Here is a 14778-nt window from a genome sequence, read left to right on the forward strand (position 1 = left end):
CGTGACAGCGCGTCGAGCGCGTGTCCGGCGATGCCGGAATGGGACACACACATGAGCATGCGCTCACGCCGCGCGCCGGCGCGCACCGCGCGCGCCGACGCCGCACCGCGCCGCAGGGCACGGACACGACTGCTCGGCTCGCTCGCCGTCGTCGGCCTCCTCGTCGCGGCGGCATCCGTCGCGCCGGGCGCCGGACTCACCGCCGCCGCGACGGTGCCGGGGACGCCGGGCACCCCGCAGGCGGGCACGCCCATCTACACGGAGAACTTCTCGAACCTGAACGCGACGGTGCTGCCGATCAGCATCCTGACGTATGTCGGCGCCGCAGCGGCGGCGAACTCGACCTACACCGCGGACTCGCAGTGGACGCCGCTGGGCGGCCAGTGCAACGGGTGGATCCTCAACTCCTCGACTCCGATCCCCGCGACAGACACCGGCTGCCTGAACAACCAGCCGGACGGTTGGAATCAGCTGCGCGACATGGCGACCGCTCTCGGCGTCGCCCAGGGGCAGACCGCGTCGCAGGCGCTGACGAACCAGGTGCTGTCGGAGTACACGAACCGTGCGGGCGGAACGATCTCGGCGGGCACCCAGTTCCGCACGGTGAACACGATCCCTGCGGTCGCCGGACACTACTACGCCGTGTCCGCCTACTTCGCGGCGGCGAGCTGTCCGGCAGCGGGCGGAGCGAACCAGCCGAAGGAGACGTTCTCGCTCATCGTCAACGGCTCTCCGGTCGTGCTCAGCACGGGACTCAACCCCTGCTCCAACAACACCGACTGGGCCCCGCAGGTGAAGAAGCTGCAGTCCGCGGCATACCAGGTCCCCGTCGGGACGACGGCGAATCTCGGCCTCTCCCTGTACAACGCCACCGCCAGCGGATCGGGCAACGACGCCGCCTTCGACCTCCCGCAGATCGTCGACGTCACCCCGCAGCTCGACAAGGCGTTCAGCCCGACGGTCATCACCAACGGCGGCGTGTCCAAGATGACGCTCACCGTGACCAACACCACCGATCTCATGGCCAAGAACGACTGGTTCATCACCGACGCCCTGCCGGCGAACCTCAGGATCGCCGCCGTCCCGAACATCGGCGGGACCTGCATCCAGCGCACCGGCGCGGCCTATGCCGTGACCGCTCCGGCCGGCGGCACCTCGGTGTCCGTGACCGGGGGCGACCTGGCGCTGAACCAGGCCTCGTGCACCGTCACGGTCGACGTGACCTCGACGGTGAACGGCACCTACGTCAACGGTCCCGCGAACATCACGACCAACCTCAACCCGCCGGCCGACGCGTCGCTCGAGGTGATCCAGCCGTCGATCGACATCGTCAAGCGCATCACGGCCGTCAACGGGGTCGCGGTGGACAGCGACACCGACCCGGACAAGGTCTTCACCAAGGTCGGCGACGTCGTCAGCTACTCCTTCGTGGCGACGAACACGACGCCCAAGGCGCCGACCAACACGACGACCAACACCACCCTCACGAACGTGCGCATCACGGAGGACGCCTTCTCGGGCATCGGCGACATGACGGGGCTGACGTGCACGCCGACGCAGGGCTCCTCGCTCGCGAGCGGCGCGAGGATGACGTGCGCGGCCGTCTATGTGGTGCAGCAGGCCGACCTCGACAGCGCTCAGCTGACCAACGTCGCCCGCGCCACGGGAACCCCCGTGGTCGGCCCCCAGGTCACGGACACCGACGACGAGATCATCCCTGCCGTGCTGACGCCGAAGCTGCTGCTCGACAAGACCGCCTCGGTCGTCGACGTGGACCACGACGGCGTCACGGGACTCGGGGACCACATCATGTATGCCTTCGACGTCACGAACACCGGGAACGTCACGGTCGCGAACGTCGCGGTGACCGACGACAAGCTGACACAGCGGGGCATCGCGGTGTCCTGCACGCCGACCACCCTCGCGCCCGGCCAGGTCGCGCAGTGCGCGGCGACGGCCCCGTACGTGATCACGCAGCCGGACGTCGACGCGAAAGAGGTCGTGAACACGGCGTTCTCGACCGGAACTGCGCCGCGCGGTGTGCCGGTCCGGTCGAACGACGACAGCACGTCCACGCCCATCGAGCCCTTCCGCATCCCGCTGAGGATCGAGAAGATCGGCGAGTCCGAGACCGGCTCCTGGGTGCGCATGGACGGATCGTCGTTCGCCGTGCTCGCCGACGTCGACGGCGCGCCGGGCACGAGCGCGCTGCCGTTCGCAGTCCGCGGCGTCGAGACCGGGCTGTTCCAGATCGACAGCATCCCGGCGGGGACCTACTGGTTGAGCGAGCTGACGGCGCCGGACGGCTTCAGCCTCCTCGCCGCGCCCGTGCGGTTCACGATCAACCCCGACCGGACCGTCAGCGTCGTGGCGGGCGGCGACGCCGCCGTCACCGCGACCGGACAGCTCATCACGGTGCGGGACGTGCCCGCGATGCTGCTGCCGACCACGGGAGGCACCGGAGCCCTGCCCTACGTCCTCGGCGGATCGCTGACCGTGCTCCTCGCGGTCGGACTCGCCGTCCGGAGCCGTCGTCGGCATTCTGCGGCCGACGCCGACGACCCGCAGGTCTGACCTGAACCCATCGACCCACATCACCTGAAACCGCCAGGGGAACCTGGCCACCGAGAAAGAGACACAGTGAACACTCCCACCACTCCGCGCGGCTCCCGCGCTGCGGCCGGCCTGCTCGTCGCGGGCATCGCCGCACTGACCCTGGCGGCGCCCGCGAGCGCGGCCACGCCCAATCTCGTCGACCCCGATGCCGTCGGATCGCTCACGATCCACAAGTTCGAGGCCCCCGAGACGCCGACCGCCCTGCCGAACGACGGCACCGAGCAGAACGTCGCCCTGACGCCGCTGCCCGGCGTCGGCTTCACGGTCTACAAGGTCGACACCATCGATCTCACCTCCAACCAGGGGTGGGTCGAGGCCAATGATCTCGCCGACAGCGCGCCCGACAGCATCGCCGACATCACGGCCGCCGGCTACACGGCCAGCGCCGTCGGCGGGCAGACGCTGACCGATGCGAACGGCGAGATCGAACTCGCGAACCTCGACCTCGGGCTCTACTTCGTGGTCGAGACCGCGCCGCTGCCCGGTTCGACCGGCGTCGCTCCGTTCCTGGTGACCGTGCCGCTCACCGACCCGGCGAACGACGACAACTGGCTGTACGACGTGAATGTCTACCCGAAGAACGCCCTCACCGGCGCGACCAAGACGGTCGAGGACTCCGAGGACGTGAAGATCGGCGACGAGATCGACTTCACGATCACGTCCGACATCCCCAACGTCGCGGTCATCGACGGCTACAAGGTCGTCGACACGCTCGACGCCAAGCTCGACTACGTCAGTGCCGCTGTCAGCCTCGTCGACGGTACCCCGCTCGCCGCTACCGACTACACGGTCGTGCAGGACGCCGCGACGAACGCCGTGACCGTGGAGTTCACCGCGGCCGGACTCGCCGTGCTCGCCGCGCACAACGGCACCGAGGTGCAGGTCGTCCTCACGGCCCAGGTCAACGCCGTCGGGGAGATCGCCAACACCGCCGTGCTCTACCCGAACCTGGGCTCGTACACGGTCACTCCGGGCCAGCCCGGCGGTCCGACGGTCACGCCCGAGGTCGTCACCAAGTGGGGCGACATCACGATCCAGAAGACCGACAAGGCCGGCACGCCGCTCACCGGCGCGGTGTTCTCCGTCTACCCGACCCAGCAGGACGCGATCGACGGCACCAATGCGATCTCCCTCGCCGGCACCACCGACTTCGCGGTCGCGGCCGACGGCACCGTCACCATCTCCGGCCTGCGCTACTCCGACTGGGCCGACAACGCGGCTGTCGCACCGGGCGAGGACGGCTACCAGTCGTACTGGCTCGCCGAGACCGTCGCGCCCGACGGATTCGAGCTGCTCGCCGCGCCGATCGAGTTCACCGTGACGGCCGCCTCCACCGCCGTCGGCGTCGACCTCCAGGTGGTCAACGTGCCGTCGAACGCGGGCTTCACGCTGCCGCTGACCGGTGGCACAGGCACGACCCTGTTCCTCGCCGGCGGCGTCCTGCTGCTCGCCGGAGCGCTCCTGCTCGCCGTCCGCAGTCGCCGCAAGGCCGCCGCGGAGGCGTGATCCGAACCGACCGTGCGGGGGAGGGACGTTCCCTTCCCCGCACGGTCGCGTGGTACATCCGCTCCATCCCCGCATGAGAAGGCCTCCGGAATGACCCTCACCGACGTCCCCGTTCGCGCCGCCGTCCGGCGCAGCACGCGCTCGCGCGGAACGCGACCCCGCTGGGGCTGGAGCCAGGCGACGATCATGATCATCGCGACCGTCGGCATCCTCGTCCTCGTGTACCCCACGGCGGCGTCGTGGTTCTCGGCGCGGAGTCATGACACCGAGGTCGACGGATACGTGCAGGCGGTCGAGAACACGCCGGATGACGAGCGGGATGCCCTTCTGGCCGAGGCCCGGGGGTACAACGAGAATCTTCCGACCGGACCCCTCCGCGATCCCTACGCGCTCGGAGCCGACGGACAGCAGACCGCGGTCGGCGACGGCGCCGCGGCCTACTTCGACACCCTCGTCACCGAGGGCACCGATGCGATGGCGCGTGTCCGCATCCCTCGGATCGGCGTCGACCTCCCGATCTACCACGGCACGAGCGAAGACACCCTCGCGAAGGGCATCGGCCACCTCTACGGATCCTCGCTGCCGATCGGCGGACCGGGGACCCATACCGTGCTCACCGGGCACAACGGCTTCGTCCAGGCCACGCTGTTCGACGACATCGACGAGCTCGTCGAGGGCGACGTGATCATCGTCACGACTCTGGGTGAGGACCTCTACTACGAAGTCGATCAGATCCAGACGGTGCTGCCGGATGAGACCGAGATGCTTCGGCCGGAACCCGGCAAGGACTACGTCACCCTGGTCACCTGCACGCCGACGGGAGTGAACACGCACAGGCTGCTCGTCCGCGCCGAGCGCATCGAGGCGCCGACCGACGAGGCCACGGTCACGGCGATCGCCGACGCGGAGAACCCCGCCGGGTTCCCCTGGTGGGCGCTGCTCGTGGTCGGGGTCCCTGCGCTCACCGCCGTGCTCATCACGCCGCGGCGCCGTCGGCGTCGCAGGCGGCGGTCGCGGGCGCGCAGGGCATGACCGCCGACCTGCGCGGTGCACCGCCGGCGGGAGCCCGGGGCGAGCTCGCGGCGCCGTCGGCATCGCGGACCTCGCGCTGGCGCCGCCTGCCGGGCCTGCTCGTCGTGAGCCTGACCCTCGTCGGCGTGGGGGCGTCGTTCCTGGTGGCATCCATCGTCGCGCCGGATGCCGTCGACCGGATCACCGGCGGCATCAAGGTGGCGGCGGCTCAGCAGCTGCGCGAGATCCTCGCGCCGGGTCAGCTCCCCGAGATCCGGCTCGGCGGCGAGGGCGGCATGCGCGAGCTGGATCGCTGCGACGGCACCTTCACCGAGATGACCAGCTACCGGATCGACGGCGTGCCGCCGCTGTTCGCCGCGCACAACAACTGCGGAGGCGACGTCATCCTCGGCTGGGAGATCGGGCAGCGCGTCACGGTCGAGGGCTCCGACATCGTGTACGAGGTGGTCGAGGAGCGGCATACGCCGAAGTGGTCGAACATCGAGGAGCTCGTCGGGATGTCCGGCGAGTTCATGGTGCAGACCTGCTTCTACGGGGAGAACAGGATGCGGTTCCTCGCCCTCGCGCCCGCGGACCCCGTGTCCGTCGACGGCCAGGGCAGCTCGGGATGACGGCGACTCCCCGGCCCGGCTGCGACGTGAGCGTCACGATTCGACCCCGTAAGGGTCTTGTAAGTATGGCCCCAGGCCTGAGCGTCGGTTCCCCGCCGACGCCCCGCTCCGCGTGCTCGACCCCTCCCCGGCCGACATCGTGGGCGGAATCGACCCTCATGAGAGTCGGAGGGACGAGGCGCCCCCAACGCCTCGTCCCTGTTCCGGAGCGATCTCAGACGACTCATGAGGTGCCCGGTACGGAAGCCCCCGCTCGGAGAATCATGACCCCCACGACACCAGTGCCGGACGATGACGTGCAGGCCCTCGATCCGTCGGATGCGGAAGTCATCGAGGCGGTGCGAGCGGGCGATATCGGCGACTTCGCCCTCCTCTGGCGCCGACACGCGGAATCCGCCCGTCGAGCGGCCCGCGCGATCTCCCCCTCGTCCGATGCCGACGACCTCGTGAGCGAGGCGTTCGCCTCCATCCTGCGCGTCATGAAGGCCGGTGGCGGGCCGGTCGACGCCTTCCGCCCCTATCTGCTCGCGACGCTGCGCAACACGGCGGCGCGCTGGGCGCGCACGAGCGGGACGGTGTCGATCGACGTGGTGGCGGAGCGGGAGCTCGCGCCCGCCGACGACCCTCTCGAGCGGATATCGGAGCGATCGAGCATCGCCGCGGTCTTCACGACGCTCTCCGCGCGGCATCGCACGCTGCTCTGGTATCTCGAGGTCGAGGGGATGCGGCCGCGGGAGATCGCGCCGATCCTCGGCATGACGCCGAACGCGGTGTCGGCGCTCGCTGTCCGCGCCAGGGACGGCTTCCGGCGGGCGTGGCTCGAAGCGCACATCCGCGACCCCTCCCGCCCCGAGGACTGCCGGTGGTTCTGCGAACGCGTCGTCGCTCGGCGGGAGAGATCCGTCCGCAGCGCCGAGGCCCAGCGCTTCGGGGAGCACGCAGACGGATGCCAGGGCTGCCGGCTCGTGGCGGCGGAGATCGACACGGTCTCGCAACGGCTGCGATCGATCCTCCCCGCCGCCCTGATCGGCGGGGCGGCGGCCGCGATCTACCTCGGCGACGAACCGTCGGCCACGGGACTCGCACTCGCCGGCGACCCGTGGCGTCGCGGATATCGCGCCGTCTTCGCCGGGCGAGCCTCGTCTTCGGACGCCTCGGCGGGCTCGGGGAGTGCGCGGCTGCCGTCGATCCCGGCAGGCGTGACAGCCTTGGCGCTCGTCGCCGCCTCCGCGGCGATGGTCACCGGAGCGGTGTTCGTCTCGGGCATCGTCCGACCGCCGACGGTCGAGGCGCGCAGCAGCGACGTCCTGTCGGTCGCGGCGAAGGACGCCCCGGCCGACGGCTCGACAGGCGGCATCGAGAGCGACGCGGCGGAGCCGCCGGAGATCGGCCTCGAACGGCCTGCACCCGACTCCTTTCCGCCGGAGGCGCAGGACCCGGGCACGGCGGTGCGCGACGACGGACGTTCGCCGGATGCCGTTCCGGCCTCCGAGCAGCAGCCGGTCGAGGCTGTCTCCACTCTGCCGGTGCCGATGCCAGTGCCGATGCCGGTGCCGGTGCCTGTGCCGGCACCGCCGGGCGACGCCCTGGATGTCCTCCAGCCGGACGCCGAGGAGCCGTCGGCGGCGGAGGCGCCCGGGACGACCGACGCGCTCGAGGCGGCAGGCGACCCCGCGTGCGGCGACGGTCCCGCCGAGAGCGACGGGACGCCCCCATCCGGATCCGCAGGTCGTTCGGGGGAGGTGCCGCACGGCCTCGCGTGGGGCTGGTCCGGTGGTGCCCCGTCCGACGGTCCGCCGTCTCCGTCCGCGCCGTCCGTGCCTTCGCCCTGCGTCGTCCCCGATGCCGCCGAGAGCGGGGGAGCGCCGTGAGGCGCCGTCGATCCGCACGGCGCTTGACCGCGGACGGCTTCTCGACGGCGACGGCCTCAGGGAAGGCTGCGCGCGCTCACCGCGAGTCGCAACCAGAGCCAGAGCCGCGTATCCGGCGAGTCGAGATCGATCCGGAGCTCGTTGCGCACGACGTCCAGCCGATAGCGGACGGTGTTCTGATGCACGTGCAGAGCGTCGGCTGTCGCCCTGACGCTGCCGAGGTGGTCGAGATAGGTGCGGATCGTCCGCGCGAGGTCGGTGCCCTGCGCGGCGTCGTGCTCGGCGAGCACGCTCGCGGCATCCCCGACCGCCGCGTCGAGTCCCTCGATCAGGTCGGACACCTGCAGGATGGCGAGTCGGTCGCGGATCTCGTCGAACGTCGCGATCCGCGTCGCGCGTCGTGTGTGCCCCTCGAGGGGCGAGCCCATGAGCACCCCTGTCGTCGCCGCGGCCTCGCGATGCGATCGGGCGATGCCTGTCACGTCGTAGGCGCGGCTGCCGATGCCCGCGATCAGCGCGGCGTCGGTGCGCACCACCGACTGCGCGAAGGTCTGGGCCCGCGCGGCGATGGATCCCGGGATGACCGTCACGACCTGAGGGCCGATCACGGCGCTGTGCGAACCGGGGAAGGCCGCGCTGGAGACGCTGATCGCCAGATGCAGCAGACGATGGAGACCGCGCACCGCCTCGACCTCGTCGAAGGTGTCGACGCGGAAGCACACGACCGTGCACCCCGCCTCCGGGCGGAGGAGGAGCTGCGACGCGGCGCTGCGCGCGTGCCGTTCGTCTTCGAGCAGTGTGCGCAGGAGACCCGAGTTCCGCTGAGCCCGGTCGGCCGCATCCTCTCTCGCGCGCAGCAGATGCTGCGCGACGATCGGCTCCATCTCGGCGAGCAGCAGCTGCGTCCGCGCAGCCAGGGCCGGATCCACCTGGATGACCCAGGTCGATCCCAGCAGCTCGCCCGAGGCCCGCACCGCCATTCCGACCCGACCGAACTGCTCGGTCCCCGCCTCGGCCGGGAAGTGCAGCGACGACGGGGAGCGCACGAGCGTGCGGTAGTCGGGGTCGCCCGCGATGGGAACCTCCTCCTGGAGCATCAGGGTCGTGCGGCGGCGGATGTCGTCGATCGGCTGATCGCCGTGCGTCGAGTAGCCCACGACCTGGCCGCTGGAGTCGACGATGCTCACGGCCCCCTCGGCGAGGGTGGCCAGCGCGTTCGCGAGACCGAAGAGATCACCGAGGCGCACGCCGGTGACGTGGCCCACCGAATGGGCGGTGAGGAGCGATCGCAGCACCGTGGCGATGTGCGCCCAGTCCGCGTCCTCATGGCGGAGCACGGGGACCGCGAAGCTCGCGTCGTCCGCATCGACGGCGGGGCGCTGCCCGTCGAGTCCACGGATCACCAGGGCGGCGGCGCCGGCGGGTCCGAGGGCGACGGCGAGGTCGCGGGTGTCGGCGTACGCCATCCCGGCGGCGAGCACGATGCGGCCCCGGTACTCGGCGAGGGGCACCGCGGGATCGAAGAACTCGACGCCCTCGAACCGGACGGCGTGAGCTCGTGAGTCCGCGCTGTGGGCGGACAGCAGACCGTCCGCGACGCTCACCGCATCGTGCAATGTCGGCATATCGGAATCTAGGTAGTCATCCGCCGAGGTCATGGATATTTCTCCATCTAGAGTCGTCTACTGCCATAGGAATGTACATATCGGTTATACCGGTGTCCCGCAAGACTGGAAGAACGAGGGCGACGGGGCATCTCGTGAGGATCCGACCATCCGCCGCATTCCGCCTCGATGGAATCAGGCATCGCAGCCTCGACGGGACACTCACATGAACACCACCAGACACTCACTTCGACGCCGATCGACGGCACTGATCGCCGCCGCCGGCATCGCGGTCACACTCGCCGGATGCGCGGCATCCGGCGCCGACGGCGGCACCTCGGACGACGGGCCCACGATGCGACCGGTCGCCGACGCGGTCGCGCTGCTCCCCGAGGGGATGCAGCAGGGCGGCACGCTGCGCGTGGCGATCCCCACCAACGAGCCCCCGACGCAGTTCTACCGAGAGGGCACGCAGGACATGACCGGCATCAACCCGGACATCGCCCGACTCATCGCCGGAGCCCTCGGACTCGACCTCGACATCGAGGTGACCACGTTCGACACGATCATCCCCGGCATGAGCGCCGGCCGCTACGACCTCACCGTGTCCTCCATGACCCCCACCGAGGAGCGGATGGAGCAGCTGGACTTCGTCGACTACGTGCAGATGGGCAGCGCGCTGGCCGTGCCGGTCGGGAACCCGCAGGGAATCGGCTTCGACACGCTGTGCGGGAAGCGGATCGCCGTGCTCAAGGGCTCGTACCAGCTCACCGTGAACGTGCCCGACCTCCAGGCCGCATGCGAGGAGGCGGGAGCGGATCCGCTCGACCTCCTGCAGTTCCAGGACACCAGGCAGGCCATCTCCGCGCTGCTCAGCGACCGGGCCGACGTCGTGTACGCCGACTCGCCGATCCTCGGGTACGCCGTGAAGCAGGACCCGGATCTCGAGGTGGGCGACGAGAACGACTTCGCGCCGGTCGCGGTGGGCATCCCGCGCGAGTCGGGCACGCTCGACGCGGTGGCCGCGGCCCTCGAGGCGATCGTCGCCTCGCCGGAGTACGCGGAGCTCCTCGCCGACTACGGACTCGAGTCGATGGCCATCACCGACGCCCGCGTGAACGTGCCGCAGGGATGACCGACATGGACCGCCTCGACATCGGCACCGCGACGCCCGGCACCGCCGGCAGCGTCACCGGTCTGCAGCAGACCCTCAGCTCGCTCGAGGTGCACAAGCGCCGCCGCATCGGCATCCTCGTCGGCGGCGTCCTGGTGAGCGTGCTCGTCGTGTTCCTCCTCATCGACGTCGCGACGAATCCGCGCTTCGGCTGGCCGGTCGTGGGGGCGTACCTCTTCGACCCGCAGGTGCTGCAGGGCATGCTCCTCACGCTCCTGCTCACGGTCGTCTCGATGACCGCCGGCATCATCCTCGGCGTCGTCCTCGCGATCATGAGGGTGTCGGGCAATCCGGTCCTCGCGTCGGTGAGCAGCCTCTACGTCTGGTTCTTCCGCGGCACCCCGCTGCTGGTCCAGCTCATCTTCTGGTACAACATCGCCGCGCTCTACCCGGTGATCGCCCTGGGCCTGCCGTTCGGCGGACCGAGCATCGTCCTCGGATCCGCGAACGTGCTGATCACCCCGCTCGGAGCCGCCCTCCTCGGGCTGTCCCTCAACGAGGCCGCGTACATGGCGGAGATCATCCGCAGCGGCATCTCGTCCGTCGACGAGGGACAGCTCGACGCCGGTCGGGCGCTCGGGATGACGCGGTCGAAGCTGCTCCGCCGGGTCATCCTGCCGCAGGCGATGCGGGTCGTCATCCCGCCGACGGGCAACCAGGTGATCTCGATGCTCAAGGGCACCTCGCTCGTGAGCGTGCTCGCCATCTCCGACCTCCTCTACGCCGTGCAGTCGATCTACTCGCTGAACTACGAGGTCATCCCGCTCCTGCTCGTGGCGTGCATCTGGTATCTCGTCATGACCACGGTGCTGAGCGCCGTGCAGTCGCGCCTGGAGGAGCGGTACGGTCGCGGATTCTCCCCGCGACGGACGTCGCGCCTGAAGAAGTCGAAGGAGCCGGTCTCATGAGCGCGAGCATGGTCGAGATCCGCGGCGTGCGGAAGGCGTTCGGCTCCAACACGGTGCTCGAGGACGTCTCCCTCGAGATCCCGACGGGCTCCGTGACGTGTCTCATCGGTCCCAGCGGCTCGGGCAAGACGACCCTGCTCCGCTGCGTGAACCGTCTCGAGACCGTCGACGCGGGGATCATCCTGATCGACGGCGAGCTCGTCGGAGCCACACGGCACAGCGGACGACTCGTCGAGGCGAGGGAATCCGCGATCGCGAGGACGCGCCGCCACACCGGCATGGTGTTCCAGCGGTTCAACCTCTTCCCGCATCGGACGGTGCTGGAGAACGTGATCGAAGGCCCGACGCAGGTGCTCGGACGGCCCCGCGCCCAGGTCGTGGACGAGGCGATGGTCCTCCTCGACCGGGTGGGACTCGCCGACAAGGCTCCGTCCTACCCGCAGGAGCTGTCCGGCGGACAGCAGCAGCGCATCGCCATCGCCCGGGCGCTCGCGATGAAGCCGAAGCTCATGCTCTTCGACGAGCCGACCTCGGCGCTCGATCCGGAGCTGGTCGGCGAGGTGCTGGCCGTGATGAAGGATCTCGCCGCCGAGGGCATGACCATGATGGTCGTCACCCACGAGCTCGGCTTCGCCCGCGAGGTGAGCGATCAGGTGGTCTTCATGGCCGGGGGAGTGGTCGTCGAGAGCGGCGCCCCCGACGACGTGCTCGGCCGTCCCCGGCACGAGCGCACCCAGGCATTCCTCTCGCGGATCCTCCCATGACCGCCATCCCCACAGGAGAGTACGCCGTGCGCGACATCCACAGCATCGACGACCTCAGGCGGCGCGCGAAGCGCCGGCTGCCGGCCATGGTGTACGACTTCATCGAAGGGGGCGCTCTCGACGAGCTGACCCTTCGCCGCAACCGTGAGGCGCTCGACGCCCAGCTGCTCCCTCAGCGGGTCCTCGTCGACACCTCACAGCGCCACGCGACGGCAAGCATCCTCGGAACCCGACTCGACCTTCCCCTGGTCGTCTCCCCCATGGGTCTCCTCACGGTATGCCACCCCGACGCCGACGTGGCCATCGCGCGGGCAGCCGCGACCGCAGGAAGTGTCTTCGTGCACAGTCCCTGGTCCGGCTGCTCGCTCGAGGAGGTGTCCGACGCCGCCCCGGGGCGGGTCTGGGCGCAGATCGCCTTCTGGACGGACGACGCCGAGACCCAGCGGCACATCGACCGCGCGCACGCGCTGGGCGTGGACACCCTCGTGATCGCCGGGGACGTCGCCGTCTCGAGCAAGCGCGACCGTGATCTCCGGCACGGCACGGGCATGCCCCCGCGTCCGCCGCTGCGGGATGTGGTGGACACCGCGCTGCATCCCGGCTGGGTCATGCGGTGGCTGCTGGGCCGCTCGATGACCTGGGGCAACTACAGCCTCGACGGGCGCGCCATCCGCATGCGCGAGATGGAGGCGTGGATGGAGCGCAACGAGAACCAGACAGCGAGCTGGGACGACATCGCCCGGCTCCGCAGCAGGTGGAAGGGCAACATCGTCGTCAAGGGCATCATGACCCAGGCGGATGCCCGGCTCGCGATCGAGCACGGCGCCGACGGGGTCTTCGTCTCGAACCACGGCGGACGACAGTTCGACGGGCAGCTCGCCACGATCGAGGCGCTGCCCGCCGTGGTCGACGCCGTCGACGGGCGCGCGGCCGTCATCATGGACGGCGGCATCCGGCGCGGGGCGGACATCGCCAAGGCGCTGTCCCTCGGCGCCGACGTCGCGGCAGCGGGCCGTCCCTTCGCCCTCGGACTGGCCGCTGCAGCCCAGGCCGGGGCGACCCGCGCCTTCGAAGTGCTGCATGACGAGCTGCTCACGGTCATGGGCTTCCTCGGCGCGACCAGGGTGGAGGAGCTCGCCGCCGCGGACTGCGGTGCGGTCGATGCGTTCGACGAGGCCGAGGCGGAGGTCGTGCCGTGACCGCTCCCGTGCGTCCCGTGCACCTCCCCGGGCCCGCTGCCCTGCCGCTCGGACCGGCGACGGTGCGCGCGGATGCGCTCACCGAGGGATTCCGCGAGGCGGAGCGCGAGGACCACCTCGACCTCCTCAACGGGCTCGAGGTGGGGGTGTGGGAGGGGACCGCAGGACGCTTCCCTGCCCGTCGGGACGGGTACAGCGAGGTGTGCCAGATCCTCGGCGGTCGGGCCACGCTGCACACCGACGGCGGAGAGCCCGTGGAGCTGCGCGCCGGCGACACCATCGTCATGCCGACGGGCTGGTCCGGTCGATGGGAGCTCCATGAGCCGCTGCGGAAGCTCTACGTGATCGTCCATGACCGCCGATCCCCGCGCGGCGAGAGCAGTGAGGTGCCATGACGACGCTGACCGGAACGACCACGGGAGCGCGCATCGACGCCGACGCGAGCGACGACGACCTCGTCACGGCGACGAGGGCCGGCGATGCTCGCGCCTACGGCGTGCTGTGGAACCGGCACTCCCCGGCGGCACTGCGTGCGGCGCGCTCGATCACGAGCTCGATCGATCCGGAGGATCTCGTCAGCGAGGCCTTCGCGAAGACGCTGAGCGCGATCCGCAACGGCGGAGGCCCGACCGACGCGTTCCGTCCCTATCTCTTCGCCGCGGTGCGCAGCGCCGCGGCGACATGGGGCGGCAAGCAGAAGGACATCGCGCTCGACTACATCGACGAGCTGCCGGTGGAGGACTCGGACGACTCGCTCGACGTGCTGTCGGACAAAGCCCTCCTGGCGACCGCGTTCAAGGAGCTGCCGGAGCGCTGGCGCACGCTGCTCTGGTATCTCGAGGTCGAGGGGATGAAGCCGCGGGAGATCGCCCCGCTCATGGGCCTGAGCCCCAACGCCGTCTCGGTCCTCGCCTCTCGAGCGCGCGAAGGATTCAAGACGGCGTGGCTGCAGGCGCACATCCGGGAACCCGGGCGCGATGCCGAGTGCCGATGGACCTGCGAGCGGATCGTCGCTCAGGGGCGACGGCGACACGTTCCCCGCGCGGATCGGGCCCGGTTCGACGCGCACCTCGAACGGTGCCGACGGTGCACCATGGCGAGCACGGAGGTCTCGGAGGCATCGTCGAAGCTGCGCGCCGTGCTGCTGCCCCTGATCCTCGGCGGGCCCGCAGCGGCCGCGTACTCCGCGTCCCAGGCGGCCCCCGCCTCGGCCGCCGTCGGGGCCGGAGCGGCCGGAGCCGCCGGAGCCGCCGGAGCCGCGCATTCCGTCGGATCGACGTCGAGGGCCGCGGCGCCGTGGCTCATCGCATCGGGCGCGGTCGTGGCCGTGGCCGTGGCGGCGACCGCGGTGGCCGTCGTGGGGCAGTGGGCGCCGACCGAGACGCCCGGTGCCGGCGGCATCGGCTCGTCGGAGTCGGTGGTCGTCCCCACGCCGGTGCCGATCGTCGTACCGGAAGTCGAGGACACGGCCCCTCCCGCCGCGGTCGTGCCGG

At 70.7% G+C, this 14778-nt stretch carries 12 protein-coding genes; 11 read left to right on the forward strand and 1 reads right to left on the reverse strand.

What is annotated here, in order from left to right; translation table 11 throughout:
• Nucleotides 1-51 precede the first annotated feature (51 nt).
• The 5 genes from A4X16_RS09690 to A4X16_RS09710 all read left to right on the forward strand — a co-directional run bounded on the left by A4X16_RS09690 (nt 52) and on the right by A4X16_RS09710 (nt 7636).
• Entirely contained in the window at nt 52-2574 is a 2523-nt protein-coding gene (locus tag A4X16_RS09690) for a prealbumin-like fold domain-containing protein (RefSeq protein WP_067119952.1), read from the forward strand.
• A 66-nt stretch (nt 2575-2640) separates the two neighbouring features.
• Nucleotides 2641-4122: a SpaH/EbpB family LPXTG-anchored major pilin gene (locus A4X16_RS09695; RefSeq protein ID WP_067119955.1), complete on the forward strand. Its 1482-nt coding sequence runs from the start codon at nt 2641-2643 to the stop codon at nt 4120-4122.
• Nucleotides 4123-4212: 90 nt separating this feature from the next.
• Complete coding sequence (locus tag A4X16_RS09700) at nt 4213-5154, forward strand: class C sortase (protein ID WP_082914392.1); 942 nt, start codon at nt 4213-4215, stop codon at nt 5152-5154.
• A complete protein-coding gene (locus A4X16_RS09705) occupies nt 5151-5765 on the forward strand; it encodes a hypothetical protein (RefSeq protein WP_067119958.1) in 615 nt (204 codons plus the stop codon). Before A4X16_RS09700 ends, A4X16_RS09705 begins: the two co-directional genes overlap by 4 nt.
• Before the next feature lie 263 nt (nt 5766-6028).
• Complete coding sequence (locus A4X16_RS09710) at nt 6029-7636, forward strand: RNA polymerase sigma factor (RefSeq protein ID WP_197491813.1); 1608 nt, start codon at nt 6029-6031, stop codon at nt 7634-7636.
• Between the two features lie 56 nt (nt 7637-7692).
• On the opposite strand, the gene A4X16_RS09715 is transcribed toward A4X16_RS09710, so the two are convergent.
• Complete coding sequence (locus A4X16_RS09715; protein ID WP_157560091.1) at nt 7693-9261, reverse strand: PucR family transcriptional regulator; 1569 nt, start codon at nt 9259-9261, stop codon at nt 7693-7695.
• Nucleotides 9262-9466: 205 nt separating this feature from the next.
• On the opposite strand from A4X16_RS09715, the gene A4X16_RS09720 reads away from it, so the two are divergent.
• The 6 genes from A4X16_RS09720 to A4X16_RS09745 all read left to right on the forward strand — a co-directional run.
• Nucleotides 9467-10375, forward strand: a complete 909-nt coding sequence (locus tag A4X16_RS09720) for a transporter substrate-binding domain-containing protein (protein WP_067119967.1) — start codon at nt 9467-9469, stop codon at nt 10373-10375.
• A 5-nt stretch (nt 10376-10380) separates the two neighbouring features.
• Nucleotides 10381-11322: an amino acid ABC transporter permease gene (locus A4X16_RS09725; protein ID WP_082914395.1), complete on the forward strand. Its 942-nt coding sequence runs from the start codon at nt 10381-10383 to the stop codon at nt 11320-11322.
• Nucleotides 11319-12086 carry an amino acid ABC transporter ATP-binding protein gene (locus A4X16_RS09730; protein ID WP_269454902.1) on the forward strand — a complete coding sequence of 256 codons (768 nt, stop codon included), beginning with the start codon at nt 11319-11321 and terminating at the stop codon, nt 12084-12086. The genes A4X16_RS09725 and A4X16_RS09730 overlap by 4 nt, the downstream gene beginning before the upstream one ends.
• Nucleotides 12083-13285 carry an alpha-hydroxy acid oxidase gene (locus tag A4X16_RS09735; protein ID WP_067119971.1) on the forward strand — a complete coding sequence of 401 codons (1203 nt, stop codon included), beginning with the start codon at nt 12083-12085 and terminating at the stop codon, nt 13283-13285. Before A4X16_RS09730 ends, A4X16_RS09735 begins: the two co-directional genes overlap by 4 nt.
• Nucleotides 13282-13680, forward strand: coding sequence for a cupin domain-containing protein (locus tag A4X16_RS09740; RefSeq protein ID WP_197491814.1), 399 nt, complete (start codon nt 13282-13284; stop codon nt 13678-13680). Before A4X16_RS09735 ends, A4X16_RS09740 begins: the two co-directional genes overlap by 4 nt.
• Nucleotides 13677-14778 (forward strand): RNA polymerase sigma factor (locus A4X16_RS09745; protein ID WP_157560093.1); only part of this gene is annotated, 1102 nt, incomplete at its 3' end. The genes A4X16_RS09740 and A4X16_RS09745, both read left to right, overlap by 4 nt.

This window comes from Microbacterium sp. H83, assembly GCF_001650405.1.
Classification (GTDB): Bacteria; Actinomycetota; Actinomycetes; order Actinomycetales; family Microbacteriaceae; genus Microbacterium.